This window comes from Pandoraea captiosa (assembly GCF_902459775.1).
In the GTDB taxonomy this organism is placed as follows: Bacteria; Pseudomonadota; Gammaproteobacteria; order Burkholderiales; family Burkholderiaceae; genus Pandoraea; species Pandoraea captiosa.
In genome coordinates this window covers 50,510-64,935 of the sequence record NZ_CABPSQ010000003.1, presented here as the reverse complement: position 1 = coordinate 64,935, position 14,426 = coordinate 50,510, and the positions used below count along the sequence as shown (strand labels likewise).

The window sequence follows — 14,426 nt, the reverse complement described above, 5'->3', positions numbered from 1 at the left end:
GAGTTTCAAGATGCAGCCGAAGATGAAGATGAAGACGCTTGTGAAGATGCACGTGATGACGCTGATGCGACTCGCCGCTGTCGCGGCCATCGCCTTGCCGACGGCCGCCGCCAATGCCGCTGAAGTCGTGATCGATCTGAGCGCCAATGTCGACCCCACGCTCTCGATACTTCAGGCGAACGGCTCGCCCATGCCGCAAAGCCTCGAACTGGGTTACAACGCGTCGACCGGGGACATGACCTCGCCGACCGTGCATACGCGGCTTTATACGAACGACATCACACGTAGCGTGCAGGTGCGTCTGGGCGCGGTGCCCTCGCTCGTGCATGCGACCAACAACGCCGCGCCCGCCATTCCGCTGACGGTGAGACTCGACGGCAAGACCCTCACGACGGCAGCGACCACGCTCACGGCCGCCGACGTCTGGACGGGCGCAGCGCAGGGCGAGTCGAAAACGTTGCCGCTCTCGGTGACGGGCCGCGCGGCAGGTGCGAATCCGCCCGCCGCAGGCCGTTACGTTGGACGGCTCGAAATGGTGGTCGTGGCTGCCACGACTGCCTTGTAACGGCCTAATGCCAAGTAATGCCAGGTAATGCCAGGTAATGCCAGGTAATGCCCGGTGACGCCTTTGGCGGCGTCATCCGCATGCCATTCAATTATCCCCGAGAGACGGCAGGCACACCGGTGGGTGTGCCTGCCGCGGTCAATCGTTCCATCATGCTGACGTTGCGCCATGTCCGTCCGATCTGTCTGATCTGCCCGCTCTGGCTCCTCTGGCTCATTGCCGGGCAGAGCGCGGTATGGGCCCGCACGATGTCATCGGTTTCCGGCGTTCCCCCTGGCTTTGAAGACATTGCCCGCGGGCAGGTCGAGCACCTCGACATCCGTTGGTTAGGCCGCTCGTTGGGCATATTTCCGGTGTTCGTTCGACCTGACGAGGTGCATCTCGAAACGCCCGAAGCGGTGGTGCGCGCGATCGGCGCTCGCATGGCGCTGCGCGAGCAGCGGGCGCCATCGCCGGTACCGGCGTCGGACGCAGCGACGGTGACGCCCCAGCAGTTGGTCGAAGCGCTCGCCAGACCGATGCCGCGTAATGGACACCTTGCGTGCCACGACGTCGGCACCGGTTGCCGGTATCTCGACACCGACTCGGCGGATGTCATCTTCGACGAAAGCAGTGGCGTGCTCGAACTCTTTCTCTCCAAAGCATGGCTGCCGTCGCAAGACGTCGCCGGTCCGGCCTTCCACACGAATTCCCCCGGCAGCGAGAATGCCCTGATTCACACGCAGATCGTGAACGCCGCGACGTCCGAGCGGTATCGCAATCTCACGCTGCTGGGCAACGGCGCGCTCGGCATCTCGCCCGCCAGTTACGCAGGCTTCACCTGGTCGCTCGTGCATTCGCGCGACGCCAATGCCAGCAGGCGCGCGTCCGGCACACAGGGACGCATCGACAGCCTCTACTACCGGCACGATCTCGGCGCCGCACACTACGTGCAGTCCGGCCGTATGGACCAGCGAAATCTGTCCAGTGCGCAAGGCGGCAGCTTTGGCTTCGTGCTGTTGCCGATGCACCGATTCGACGGTGCCCGCGTGGGGACTTCGCAGGCATATCGCAACGAGGCAAATGCGACGCAGGGCTCGCCGCTCACGGTGCTGCTCACGCGCGAAGCGCGCGTCGACGTTTATCGCGGCAACGAACTCCTGGGCAGCGCCTATTTCCCTGCCGGGGTGCAGTCGTTCGACACGCGTTACTTTCCCGAGGGCAGCTATCTCGTCTCCCTGCGAATCTTCGAAGGCGACACGCTTGTTCGCACCGAGTCGGCGCCCTTCACCAAAGTGGGAGGCGATGGGGCGGGGCAGGGCACGCAGTGGTTCGTGCAGGCGGGGCGCGCGGTGGACCGGCAGCGAGACATCGGCGCGCCCGACAACGTGCGCTCCTCTCGGCTGACGATGCAGTCGGGCGTGCGCACCAGCGTCAGTGCGGGGCTCACAATCACCAGCGGCATGGCGTGGTCATCGCAAGCGTTCTACAACGAAACCCAGGCGGGGTGGCAACACGCGTTCGCAGCAGGGCGTCTGGTGACAAGCGCGGCGGTCCTGCTGGGCTCGGATGGCGCACGCGGCAACACGCAGTCCATATCGTTTGCCAACGGTGTCGGCCTCACGTTGTATCGCTATCAGATGCGCGACGCGAGTTGTCGCCGCGGCACGTCTGGCGTGAGTGAGACGGGGGCGAGTTTCGGATGCCACGAACTCGTCAACGCCAGTTTGTCCGTGCCGCTCGGTCCGTGGCAGGCCGTTGCCGGATATGGCGAGAACCGGTCCTATGGTTCTCGGCGAGCTGCTCGCGACAATGGATATGACGATCCGTGGCTGAGCGGACGCGATGTGCAAGCGGGCGTGTCCCGCACGCTCCAGACAACGCTGAGCCGGTCGTTCCGATGGCGCCGGCTCATGATTCACGCGCGGGGTGGCGCTTATCACCGACGGCACGCAGGCGTGGCGCTGCGCGATACCGGCGGATTCGTGAGTGTCTCGCTCAGCAGGCACCGACCGGCCGCGGGCGGACGCGGTATGTCGACGTATTCGAGCGCGAGTACGGAAGTTCGCATGGACGACGTTGGCCGAGGTGGTGGAGGTGGTGTGGGGCATGGCGCGCGCACGGATTACGGCGTGTCGCATGCCATGACGTGGGACGACACCTCGCGCCGGGAGTTGTCGCTGAATCTGAACGCCAACGAGCGTGGCATGGGCACCGCGAACGTGCGGGGCGCCGTCGATGGCCGTTATGGCGATGCGCATGTAGCGCTCTCGCGCACCCTGTTTGGCGTGGGCGAGGGGGGTGAGACCCGCAGTTCGTACGTTGGCGGATACGCGTCGAGTCTCGTCGTCGCACGCCAAGGCGTTCGCGTGGGACCGGCCATGCTCTCCGGCGAACCGCCTGCTGGGGTCGCGCTGGCCGTTGATTCAACCGTTGATGCAGCCATTGATTCAGCCATTGAAGCTGCTGTTGAGGATGTGGGCGATGCGGGACTTGCCGATAGCGAGGATCGGGCGAGCGGTGAGATCGCCGCGACGTTGCACGTCGACGGCCGCTCGTTACCTGTCGCGCTCGGTTCGTGGGCGCTGGCGCCGGTCGGCGGCTACCGGGCGCTCAAGGGCGAGGTCTCGGAAACGCGGCATGGCGCCGTCGATCACACCGTCGGGCTGATCCGCGGCGCGGGACAGTACGACGACTTCCTCACGCCGGGACGTCTGAAGATCCATCGCGTGGTCGCGGATCGCACGTACACCTATGTAGGACGCGCCGTCGGCCCGGATGGCCTTGCCATGGACAACGCGCGGGTGCTCAGTGCCGTCGCACCGCCGCTCGATGCACAAGGCACGTTCATGATCGAGTCCCCCCGTCGTCTCACGCATCTGTATCTGCTCATCGACGCGCAGCCGATGCGATGCGACATCCGCGTGGCCCAACGCCAGGACGTGGTCCATCTGACGGAGGTCTCGCATTGCACTCACGTTGCACAACATGCGTTGCCGGCGTCCCTGCTGTCTCAATCGCGTGTGCAGCGCCTGCTCGGCGAAGCCGGATCGCCCGCTGGGCGACAGGTCACATTGCGGCGGTCCGATGCACGCACCTATTGACCGAGGAGACGGGAGATGCCGGACATGACGGCCGTGGATCGGCGTCAGCGTGCAAGCGCGCGGCGACGTGTCGTTCTGGGGGGATGGGCGCTGAGTTTGGCGGCGTGGAGCGGCTCGCCCGCGCTCGCGCAGTCGGTGCCAAGGGATCACCACGAACGGGTGTCGCTGCGCTTCGACAGATCGGCGATTCCCGAACAATGGCAATTTCGTCCGCAACTCGCCGCGCATTACACGCAAGGGCAGAGCCGGGGGGCGCGCACCGCGTTCGTGTGTCGCTCGGCAGTCGACACGGCACTCGGGGCGTGTGCGATTGCGCCGGCCAACGTTACGGGGCCTGCACCAACGCCCGTGCTGCTTCGATTCACCGAGTCCAGGTCCGGGCTTCAGGTCGATCTTAGCGTGAGCGCCACAAAGATCGTGACGGTCGCGAGCAGCACGTGTACGCATGTGCGCACGGCCTTCCACTCCAACCGGAACTACGGTGTGTGTGGGCGAGGGCCCTACGATGTCTCGCGCTACATTCTGTCGATCGAGCGCGCGCAACTGCAGAAGATTCCGGTCGGTGGTGTCTGGCGAGGGCATTTGACGTTCGATGTGAGGGAACTCGGCAGTGCGCTCGGGAGCGCCATACATCGTTACGACATCGAACTCAATGTGACGGACAGGCACAACGCGCAAATCTACTTCCCGACGCTATCGAATACGTCGCCCCGCGTTTCGCTGGATCTGAGAAAGCGTGCCGGGCCGGGCTACATGACGACCGTGTACGGTGGCCGGTCGGTGGACATGTGCTTTTACGACGGATTCGGCTCGAACTCCACGGGCGCGTTACGCGTGCGCGTGAGCGACGGGCGCGACAATTTTCCCATCCGCCCGCCGGGTAGCGGCTTGCTCGTTCGTCGCGGGACGCTGGGCACGCTACCCGAGGAGCGCATCGAATACCGGGTCGGGCTGGCTTATGCGGGGGCGCATCAGTGGCTGCGTGTGGGCGACCCCGTCGCGAGTGTATTTGCGCCGGTATCGACAGCACCGATACGTATCGTGCGCTTGCCCGGCATTCCCACGCCAGTGGCCTGCTCGCCGGGCATGCTCGTCTTCGAGGTCGTGCCGTTCATCGAGAGCGACAAGGACGCCGGTGGCTACGAGGGGCCGCTGCGCGTGGAGATGTTCGTCGATGCCGCGCTGATGTGAGCCCGGCGGGAAATGGAAATGCGCCGCCGGGTTCACATCGGCGCGATATGCTCAGGTGCCTTCCACCAGCGCATTCTCGACGGCGAACCGGTACAACTGCGCATCGCACTCCATGCCGAGCTTGCGCATGGCATTGCGCTTTTGGGCACTGACCGTCTGCTTCGTGCGGTGGAGCTTGGCCGCGATGGCGGTCACCGACATTCCCGACACGTAGAGCCGCAATACCTGCGTCTCGCGTTGGCTCAACAGCGTGATGCGCGACCCTGGCGAGACGCTTGTCGCGCGTGTCGGGGGGCGCTGACGCAACCCTTCGTATGCGGCGTGGACGGCGGCGACGAGGTCGTCGACGTCGCGCGATTTGCACAAGGTAGTGGCGACACCGAGCTCTGCCAGCTGGCGTGTCAGTAATACGCTTGTCATGTCTTCCATCGCGGTGAGCACCAGAATGCGCAGGCCCGGAAACATGCGGCGTAACGAGGTGAGCATCAAGAGCCCATCGCCGTATGGTCCGCCGGGAATGGTGTGGTCGGTCACCAGCACGTCGCACGGCGAGCGGCGTAACAGCTCGACGACACCCGGCGCATTGCGCGCTGTGCCGAGGACTTCCAGTGAAGGCTGCCTGCCAAGCTCGCATGCGAGTCCGGCAACGACGACGGGGTGATAGTCTGCGATGGCTACGCGGATCTTTGTCATTGTTCTGGTCTGTCTCCTGACGCGAAATGCACAATGCATAACGCGCGTGCGAAAAAGACCCGTGCCCGTCGACGAGGGTTCCTCGATCTGCGTTGCGCGATGACACTTGGCGCAATTTCCCAAAAGCGGTCGACCCTATGCGCAACCCCGTGTTTGCCAGAATGGGGGAGCGCGTCGTCTCAAGTAAAATGGCGGCCATTACAAATTCCTCACTCGCTGGAAGTTCATGGCCACACTGGTTTTTATCGTTCTCGCGTACCTGATCGGCTCAGTGCCGTTTGCGGTGATCGTCAGCCGCACGATGGGACTCGCAGACCCGCGCAGTTACGGCTCGGGAAATCCGGGAGCGACGAACGTGCTGCGCTCCGGCAACAAGAAGGCCGCCGTGCTCACGTTGATCGGCGACGCGCTCAAGGGCTGGCTTGCGGTGTATCTTGCGGAACGTTTCGCGCCCGCGTGGGGTGTCGGTGACTTCGGTCTTGCGGCCGTGGCGCTTGCCGTCTTCCTCGGACATCTGTATCCGGTGTTCCTGCGCTTTGCCGGCGGCAAGGGGGTGGCCACTGCGGCGGGCGTGCTGTTCGCGATCGACCCGGTGCTCGGCCTGGCGGTCATGGCGACCTGGCTCATCATCGCGATCTTCTTCCGCTATTCGTCGCTGGCCGCTTTGGTGGCAGCGGTGTTCGCGCCGCTGTACTACGTCTTCATGTTCGGCTTCGGGCCGTATGCGCCGGCCGTGATCGTGATGGCGATGCTGCTGATCTACCGTCACCGCGCAAACATCGGCAAGCTCATGGCAGGCAAGGAGAGCCGCATCGGTCAGAAGAAGTGAGTGGGGCCGCGCCCAATACGGCGGCCAATGCGGCGGCCGTCCATGAAAAAACCCGCAGCGAGTCTGCGGGTTTTTTGTGCCCGTCTTCCGAGTGAAGACGAATTGCGGTGGAACGAGCGCGCGTCGTAGCGCTCAGTCGCGGAAGTTGTTGAAGTCGAGCGGCGTGTCGGTGACGTCCTTGCGCAGCAGCGCCATCGCGCTTTGCAGGTCGTCGCGCTTGGCGCCGGACACGCGCACGCTATCGCCCTGAATGCTCGCCTGCACCTTCATCTTGCTGTCCTTGATGATGCGAACGATCTTCTTGGCGAGATCGCCTTCGACACCCTTCTTGACCTTGACGACCTGCTTGACTTTGTCGCCGCTGATCTTCTCGATCTTGCCGTAGTCGAGGAAACGCACGTCGACGTTGCGCTTGGCCATCTTCGAGATGAGTACCTGCGTGACCTGATCGAGCTTGAAGTTGTCGTCGGCGAAGAGCGTGATTTCCTGTTCCTTGTGCTCCACGCGCGAGTCCGATCCCTTGAAGTCGAAGCGCGTCGAGATTTCCTTGTTGGCCTGCTCGACGGCGTTCTTGACCTCAATCATGTTGGCTTCGCTAACCACGTCAAACGATGGCATCTGGCTCTCCTGAATTCCTTGGGGTTCGTGAAAGGCACGCGGGGCGTGCCATGCGAGTTTGCCTGCACTCGCCTGCCCGGCGCGGCCGAACGCGCGTATGGCGATCCGGCTGGCCGGTATAATGGCGCGCATCAATCTTTCGTCCGACATTGTAATTCAGCCGTCGGTCTTGCGCCCCGTGTTCCGGGGTCCCTGCACGCTTTCGGGATGTGACATGGAACGCACGGCAAACCCGGCGCGACGGCCCCCACCGGTCTGCACACACACTTCATGCTTCAGTTGCAACGCGACGTCAGCCTGCGCGAATTCAATACCTTCGGTCTGCCCGCTACCGCCCGCTATGTCGTGACCATCGACAGCGAAGCGGCGCTATCGGAGGCGCTTGCCATGCCCGAACTGGCTGGCCTGCCGCGCCTCGTGCTCGGCGGCGGCAGCAATGTCGTGCTCACACGCAACTTCGACGGCGTGGTCCTTCGCATGGCGATTCGCGGCCGCGAGCGGCTTGCCGACGATCCAGCCGATCCGCATGCGCGCTACGTGCGCGGTGGTGCCGGCGAGGTCTGGCACGACTTCGTCGACTGGACCCTGTCGCAGGATTGCCCCGGCCTGGAAAACCTTGCGCTGATCCCGGGCACGCTCGGGGCCGCGCCAATCCAGAATATCGGCGCTTACGGGCTGGAACTCGCCGAGCGCTTCTCCCACGTGCGGGCGCTGGACACGACAACCGGCGAATTCGTCACCCTCGCGCGCGAGGTTTGCGCGTTCGGCTATCGCGATTCGCTGTTCAAGCGCGAACCGGGCCGCTACATCATCGTTTCCGTCACGCTTCGTTTGCCGCAACCATGGCAAGCGGTGACCGGTTACGCGGACGTGTCGCGCACCCTGGCCGATGCGGGCATCGCGCAACCCGACGCGCGGCAAATCTTCGATGCCGTTGTCGATATCCGACGCCGCAAGCTGCCCGATCCGGCGGTGCTGGGCAATGCCGGGAGCTTCTTCAAGAACCCGGTCGTGGACGGTGCCGCGTTCGCCGCGTTGCGCGAGCGTTTCCCCGAAGCGGTCGGCTACGCGCAGCCCGACGGCACATGGAAGCTCGCGGCGGGCTGGCTGATCGATCAGTGCGGCTGGCGGGGCAAGTCGCTCGGGTGTGCCGGTGTTCATGAACGTCAGGCGCTGGTGCTCGTCAATCGTGGCGGCGCGAGCGGCGACGACATCGTGGCGCTCGCGCGCGCCGTGCAGGCCAGTGTTCAGGAACGCTTCGGCATTTCACTCGAACCCGAACCGCTCATGATCTGATGGCGGTGGCGTCGGGCAAACGCTGCAGGTAATCGCGCTTCAGATCCACCGTCGAGCGCACGCCGACGTCGTCGAAATGCGCGCTCAGCCAACGTGCTGCGGCGTCGCGCCCGCGGTCGCGCAAGGTGGTGAGGAAGTGCCAGTCCGTCACGAATTTCGTCGACGAGGACAAGTCGTACAGTTCCTTGTCGGCGCGAATCGAATGAATCAGCGGATACTTCAGACGATCCCGGAACTCAGGCTTGAGCCATCCTTCGTCGATCAGCTTGTGAACGAACGAGATTGCACGGAATTCGCGCTGTAGCGAGGCGTTGAAGGTGATCTCGTTCACACGGTTCATGATCTGCCCGGGCAACACGGGCTTCTCGGCACGCTCGATCGGGTTGATGTGCACGATCAGGATGTCGCTCGTGAGCGTTTCGTAATAGAACGGATAGAGGGCGGGATTGCCGAGGTAGCCGCCGTCCCAGTAAAAGTCCTCGTCGATCTTCACCGGTTTGAACAGCCAGGGCAGGCAGGCGGAGGCCATGGCCACATCGAGCGTGATTTCGTGCGTGCGGAAGATGCGGATGTTGCCGGTGCGGATATTGGTCGCGGAGACGAACAGATGCGTGGCGGTGCTCTCGCGCAGCCGCTCGAAGTCGACCTGCGCTTCGAGCACGGTGCGCAGCGGATTGATTTCGGTCGGCGGCTGCGAGAACGGCATCATCCATTGCTGCATGCTCTGCATCCAGTCATGCCAGATCGGGTATTCGGTCGGCCGCCCGTTTAGCCAGCTGAAAACCGTTTGTGCCCACGCGGTCGCCGAAGAGCCCGCCTGAGACACGCCCAGCCAGAAGCTGTGCAGGGCCTCGCGGGCCTTCTCGCGCGGGTCGACGCCCGGGCGATCGAGCAGGCCGTGGGCAAGCACCACGGCATTCATCGTGCCCGCCGAAGCGCCGCTGATGCCTTCGAACGCCAGACGTCCGTCTTCGAGCAGTTTGTCGAGCACACCCCATGCATACGCGCCATGCGCGCCACCCCCTTGCAAGCCCAGGTCGATACCCTTGCGCTTGGTATTGCCGCGCCGGGCGTCGGCGGATTTCTTGCGGTTTCGTGCGCGGGGGCCGTCAGGCGGGAGCAGGGGGACGTCGGTCGGGTCCAGGTCGGTGCTGGTGTCCGAGGGGTCCGACTGATCCGGGGTGTCCGGGTGCGGTGGGGCTCGCAGCGACGTCCCGGTCAACTCGACATCGGACGTCGCGGGAGGCCTGGCGGAGGTTTCAGCCCCTTGGCGGGGCTGGCTCTCGGCGGTGTCGGCAGCATGGTCGACGCCAGGATCGGCAGAATCGGAAGGCAGTCGCGACATAGTAGGAAGCGGCGCCAGGCCGCGCTGAACCGGCCGAGAGGGCGGCGGCGCGTGGCATGGCGCGCCGTCGCGATGCAGGCCGGACGATTAGCCGTAGTGGCAAACGTAATCGAGGGTTTCGACGACCTCGATATCGAACTTGCTGTTGCCCGGCACGGAGAACTCCTGACCGGCGGCATATTCCTGCCATTCGGTCTGTCCTGCCAGACGGATGCGGCAGCGGCCGCCCGTGACTTCCATGACTTCGGGAGCATCGGTACCAAACTGCAGCGTGGCCGGGAAAATCACGCCCAGCGTCTTGCGCGTGCCGTCCGGGAACAGAACGGTGTGCGAGACGCACTTGCCGTCGAAATAGGTGTTGGCGCGCTTGATTACGGAAACGTTGTCGAACTGCGTTGCGTTTTGCGTCATGACCGAATGCTGTGTCGAATGCGAGCGAGAGTCGCGATGGAGAGTCGATATGCCTGCCCCGTTTCAAGGGGAAAGCGTGAATTCATGCTAGCACGTTTCGAACGTCTACCCGTCTGCAATTTGTGCAATGCACAACGAAATTGCCCCGTGATGGTGCAAATTCCAAATTGTTCTGATGCGTATGGCGAACTATGTCGTGTGGCAATGAAGCGCCGTTGATCGCGTGGGCGACATCGGCGCGACAGGGATGATAGCGGAACGTGGATCGCGGCGGGGTGATCGGTGGGTGTTGCGCTTGTGCGGAGGATGGCGGGCGAGGAAGGCGCCCGGACGGCGCGGTGCGTCCGGGCGTAGGGCTGACTGCCCTGAGGACTAGCTCGGATCAGACACGGCCGAGCATCAGATACTCCATGAGGGCCTTCTGCACGTGCAACCGGTTCTCGGCTTCATCCCACACAACGCTCTGCGCGCCGTCGATCACCTCTGCCGAGACTTCCTCGCCGCGATGGGCGGGCAGACAGTGCATGAACAGGGCGTCCGGCTTGGCCCGTTGCATCAGGTCGGCGTTCACGCACCACTGAGCGAAAGCCGCCTTGCGCGCCTCGTTCTCCGCTTCGAAACCCATGCTCGTCCAGACGTCGGTCGACACGAGGTCGGCACCTTCGCAGGCTTCGCGCGGGTCGTCGAACTCGCGCACAAACGGGCGGCTCGACTCGGAGACCATCGCCTGATCGAGGCGGTAACCCGGCGGCGTGGAGATATTGAACTGGAAACCGAAGATCTCGGCGGCCTGAATCCACGTGTACGACATGTTGTTGGCGTCGCCGATCCACGTCACGGTCTTGCCCTTGATCGGGCCACGATGCTCGTAATACGTGAAGATGTCCGCCAGCACCTGGCACGGATGGTACTCGTTGGTCAGGCCGTTGATCACCGGCACACGCGAGTGCTGCGCGAAGCGCTCGATGATCTCCTGCCCGAAGGTGCGGATCATGATGATGTCGGTCATGCGCGAGATCACCTGCGCGGCGTCTTCGATCGGCTCGCCGCGGCCGAGCTGCGTGTCGCGTGTGTTCAGGAACACGGCGTGGCCGCCCAACTGGTGGATGCCGGCTTCGAACGACAGACGCGTGCGGGTCGAGCTCTTCTCGAAGATCATCGCCAGCGTGCGGTCGTGCAGCGGGTGGTAGGTCTCGTAGTTCTTGAATTTCTTCTTGAGGATGCGGGTGCGCTCGAGCACATAGTCATACTCGTCGAGCGTCAGATCCGAAAACTGAAGGTAATGCTTGATGGGTTTGGCGGTGGTCATTTGGATGTTCTGCTGGAGGCCGATACCGCGTGAATTCACCGCAGATTCGCTGGGAACTCGGACGCGTTCGGCACGACGAACAAGCCTTGAGGCCTGTCCCCCGGTCAGGCTCGTGAAGGTGTTCTACCGGTTGCTGGCTTCAGGGGAACGGCCCCTAGTCTACCAAATCGTTTTGTCGTCACACGAAAAGCGTATTATCGAGCCCGCTGCTGCACAGCCGGAAACGACTGGCAAGACCGAAAAAAACATCCGCAGCAACGGTGGGGGACAGGTTCCAGTCTTATATAAGATATAATACTGACTCTGTCGGCAACGCTACCCGCGTACGGCTGGCCAGATGTTTTTTGAGGTGATTGAGCGATATGACCGACCAGGTTTCCGCGCGCGAGTATTTCATTCAGGGGCTGACTCTGGATGGCAAGAAGTTTCGTCCGAGTGACTGGGCGGAGCGTCTGTGCGGCGCCGTGTCGTTCTGTGGCCGCAGCAATTCCGGCCCGAACGCATACATGCAGTACTCCCCCTACGTGCGTCCCACGATGGTGGGTGACGTCAAGTGCGTCGTCGTCGACGAGCGACTGCGCGATATCGAACCGCGAATGTTCGATTTCGTGATGAGTTTCGCCCGGGATAACGGCTTGCAGATGACGGAAGCCTGCTTCGTTCCCGACGTCAAGTAATTCCCCCACGGCCGTTGTCGGCCAGACGTGAGTGCCGGGCCTTTGGCCCTGACTCACCGTCGATGTGTCACATCTTCGCCGTTCGGCGCACCGAATTTCTTTCCCCCGGTAACTTCTTCCTTGCCCTTGCACGAGGCGACGCTGCGTCTTGCCGCCGTTATTGTCGTTTTGCGCTGTGCAACATGTTCCCGGTGCTTGTCTTGCCTGTGGCGCCTGCAGCGCCTTGGCGCCACCACGGGGCATGTCGGACGTACGAAAGAAAAAAGCCCGCATAGAGCGGGCTTTTTAGTGTCCCGACCGTAGTCGGAACCGGCAAGCAACAGATTTGCCTTGCAGCGTGAGCTGTCTTAGGCAGCAGCCGACATCGCCTTGATGGCGGCCGACAGGCGGCTCTTCTGGCGAGCAGCGGTGTTCTTGTGGACGATCTTCTTGTCAGCGATGATGTCGATCGTCTTTGCCGAAGCGCGCAGCACTTCCTTGGCAGCGGCCTGGTCGCCAGCGGCGATGGCCTTGCGAACAGCCTTCACAGCCGTGCGCAGACGCGAACGCAGCGCCGAGTTGTGGGCGTTGATCTTAACGGTTTGACGCGCGCGCTTGCGTGCTTGAGCGGTATTTGCCATGTTCTGTGAATTCCTTGAATTGCTCCGCCTGATGCGGCTTCTATGCAGTTTGGCTCGGCTCCCTGGGAGACACGGTGGCCAGGAAGCAATCCATTGACTTCGAAACCGTCGATTATAGCCGAAGCGAAACGGAAATTGCAACTTCTTTGCTGCATGGGGGTGCGACGGGTGTGCGTATAATACGCGCAACATGAATTTGCTCAAAGCTCTCGCTACGGTCAGCGGTTTCACGATGCTCTCGCGCATCACCGGCCTGATTCGTGAAATTCTTATCGCACGCATGTTTGGGGCGGGTCCGATGACCGATGCCTACAACGTGGCGTTCCGCATTCCCAATTTGCTGCGCCGCTTGTCCGCCGAAGGGGCGTTTTCGCAGGCATTCGTCCCAATTCTGGCCGAATTCAAGACGCAGCGAAGCCCCGAAGAGACGAAAACGCTCGTCGATTCCGTCACTACCGTGTTGTTCTGGGTGTTGCTGTCCATCACGATTGCCGGCGTGCTGGGCGCGTCTGCGGTCGTCTATGCCGTGGCAACGGGTCTGTCGCGGGAAAACGGCACGTTCGATGCCGCCGTATTCATGACGCGCGTCATGTTCCCCTATATCACGCTGATTTCGATCACGACGCTGGCGGCAGGAGTGCTCAACACGTGGCGTCAATTCTCGATGCCTGCGTTTGCCCCCGTACTGCTCAACGTGAGCTCGATCGTGGCCTCGCTTTGGGTTGCGCCGCATCTGGAGACGCCGGTCTACGCGTTGGCTTACGCCGTGATCGTGGGTGGGGTGCTGCAGCTGCTGATCCAGCTCCCGGCGCTCGCGCGCATCGGCATGCTGCCGCGCATCTCCGTCAATATCATGGCAGCGCTGCGCAACGCGGGGGTCAAACGGGTGCTGGCGAAAATGGTGCCGGCCACGCTCGCTGTCTCGGTCGCGCAGATAAGCCTCATCATCAATACGAACATTGCCTCGCGACTTGCCCAGGGCAGCGTGTCATGGCTCGCCTACGCCGACCGGCTGATGGAGTTTCCGACGGCCTTGCTGGGCGTGGCGCTGGGCACGATTCTGCTGCCGAGCCTGTCCCGCGCGAATGCCGACGGCGACACCGCCGAGTATTCCGCGCTGCTCGATTGGGGCCTGCGTCTGACTTTCCTGCTGGCCATGCCGAGCGCCGTGGGTCTGTTCGTCTATGCAGAGCCGCTCACCGCGACGCTGTACCAGTACGGTCGTTTCGACGCGAACGACGTCGCCATGACGGCGCATGCCCTGACGGCGTATGGCGTTGGCCTCGTCGGCCTGATTCTCATCAAGATTCTCGCGCCGGGTTTCTACGCGAAGCAGGACATCAAGACGCCGGTGAAGATTGCCATCGTGGTACTGGTGGCCACGCAGATCTCCAACATCCTCTTTGTACGCTGGTTCGCGCATGCGGGATTGTCGCTGTCGATCGGCGTGGGGGCTTGCATGAACGCGGCGCTGCTGTTCGCGGGTCTCTACAAGCGCGGCATCTACCGACCGGCCGCGGGCTGGCGACTCTTTTTCGTGCAACTGCTGGCGGCCTGCCTGATTCTGGCCGGGGTGCTGCTTTGGTTCACGCAAAGCTTCGACTGGGTGGCGCTGGGCGCGCGTCCGCTTGCCCGCATTGCCCTGCTTGGCGCGAGTCTGGTGCTATGCGCCGTGGTGTATTTCGGGGCATTATTCCTCATGGGTTTCAACTTCTCGTTCTTCCGCCGACGGACCCACTCGTGACCCCTCAGGGTTACGAAGCGCTCAGGTGACGCGGCGGAATTCACG

At 63.1% G+C, this 14,426-nt stretch carries 12 protein-coding genes and 1 pseudogene; 7 read left to right on the top strand and 6 right to left on the bottom strand.

All coding sequences use genetic code 11. The features are described 5' to 3' along the window. Positions 1-10 precede the first annotated feature (10 nt). The 3 genes from PCA31118_RS10840 to PCA31118_RS10830 all read left to right on the top strand — a co-directional run bounded on the left by PCA31118_RS10840 (position 11) and on the right by PCA31118_RS10830 (position 4,839). Complete coding sequence (locus PCA31118_RS10840) at positions 11-565, top strand: CS1 type fimbrial major subunit (RefSeq protein ID WP_174990428.1); 555 nt, start codon at positions 11-13, stop codon at positions 563-565. Between the two features lie 80 nt (positions 566-645). Beyond that, on the top strand, positions 646-3,648 hold the full coding sequence (locus PCA31118_RS10835; RefSeq protein ID WP_174990427.1) for a TcfC E-set like domain-containing protein: 3,003 nt from the start codon (positions 646-648) through the stop codon (positions 3,646-3,648). A 15-nt stretch (positions 3,649-3,663) separates the two neighbouring features. Beyond that, a complete protein-coding gene (locus tag PCA31118_RS10830; RefSeq protein WP_150625257.1) occupies positions 3,664-4,839 on the top strand; it encodes a CfaE/CblD family pilus tip adhesin in 1,176 nt (391 codons plus the stop codon). A 51-nt stretch (positions 4,840-4,890) separates the two neighbouring features. On the opposite strand, the gene PCA31118_RS10825 is transcribed toward PCA31118_RS10830, so the two are convergent. Next, entirely contained in the window at positions 4,891-5,532 is a 642-nt protein-coding gene (locus tag PCA31118_RS10825) for a LuxR C-terminal-related transcriptional regulator (protein ID WP_174990426.1), read from the bottom strand. A gap of 226 nt (positions 5,533-5,758) precedes the next feature. Here PCA31118_RS10825 and plsY point away from each other — a divergent pair, with 226 nt between their 5' ends. After that, a complete protein-coding gene (plsY, locus tag PCA31118_RS10820; RefSeq protein ID WP_150625255.1) occupies positions 5,759-6,361 on the top strand; it encodes a glycerol-3-phosphate 1-O-acyltransferase PlsY in 603 nt (200 codons plus the stop codon). Positions 6,362-6,493: 132 nt separating this feature from the next. On the opposite strand, the gene PCA31118_RS10815 is transcribed toward plsY, so the two are convergent. Then, positions 6,494-6,979 carry a YajQ family cyclic di-GMP-binding protein gene (locus PCA31118_RS10815; RefSeq protein WP_044456855.1) on the bottom strand — a complete coding sequence of 162 codons (486 nt, stop codon included), beginning with the start codon at positions 6,977-6,979 and terminating at the stop codon, positions 6,494-6,496. A 270-nt stretch (positions 6,980-7,249) separates the two neighbouring features. On the opposite strand from PCA31118_RS10815, the gene murB reads away from it, so the two are divergent. After that, complete coding sequence (gene murB / locus PCA31118_RS10810) at positions 7,250-8,275, top strand: UDP-N-acetylmuramate dehydrogenase (protein WP_150625254.1); 1,026 nt, start codon at positions 7,250-7,252, stop codon at positions 8,273-8,275. On the opposite strand, the gene PCA31118_RS10805 is transcribed toward murB, so the two are convergent. From PCA31118_RS10805 to argF, 3 genes are all read right to left on the bottom strand, one after another. Beyond that, the gene (locus PCA31118_RS10805) at positions 8,265-9,620 is read right to left on the bottom strand and encodes a patatin-like phospholipase family protein (RefSeq protein ID WP_150625253.1); all 1,356 of its coding nucleotides are present in this window, start codon (positions 9,618-9,620) and stop codon (positions 8,265-8,267) included. The two genes, murB and PCA31118_RS10805, sit on opposite strands and share 11 nt — an antisense overlap. A gap of 87 nt (positions 9,621-9,707) precedes the next feature. Then, the gene (ppnP, locus tag PCA31118_RS10800) at positions 9,708-10,031 is read right to left on the bottom strand and encodes a pyrimidine/purine nucleoside phosphorylase (protein WP_150625252.1); all 324 of its coding nucleotides are present in this window, start codon (positions 10,029-10,031) and stop codon (positions 9,708-9,710) included. A gap of 382 nt (positions 10,032-10,413) precedes the next feature. Continuing rightward, complete coding sequence (argF, locus tag PCA31118_RS10795; protein WP_150625251.1) at positions 10,414-11,340, bottom strand: ornithine carbamoyltransferase; 927 nt, start codon at positions 11,338-11,340, stop codon at positions 10,414-10,416. Between the two features lie 362 nt (positions 11,341-11,702). Here argF and PCA31118_RS10790 point away from each other — a divergent pair, with 362 nt between their 5' ends. Further along, a complete protein-coding gene (locus PCA31118_RS10790) occupies positions 11,703-12,017 on the top strand; it encodes a DUF3579 domain-containing protein (RefSeq protein ID WP_039400937.1) in 315 nt (104 codons plus the stop codon). Between the two features lie 347 nt (positions 12,018-12,364). On the opposite strand, the gene rpsT is transcribed toward PCA31118_RS10790, so the two are convergent. Then, complete coding sequence (rpsT, locus tag PCA31118_RS10785) at positions 12,365-12,637, bottom strand: 30S ribosomal protein S20 (RefSeq protein ID WP_039405217.1); 273 nt, start codon at positions 12,635-12,637, stop codon at positions 12,365-12,367. A 175-nt stretch (positions 12,638-12,812) separates the two neighbouring features. Between rpsT and murJ the strand changes: the two are divergent. After that, positions 12,813-14,381, top strand: a pseudogene (gene murJ, locus PCA31118_RS10780) (murein biosynthesis integral membrane protein MurJ); the annotation flags it as partial. Between the last annotated feature and the right edge of the window lie 45 nt (positions 14,382-14,426).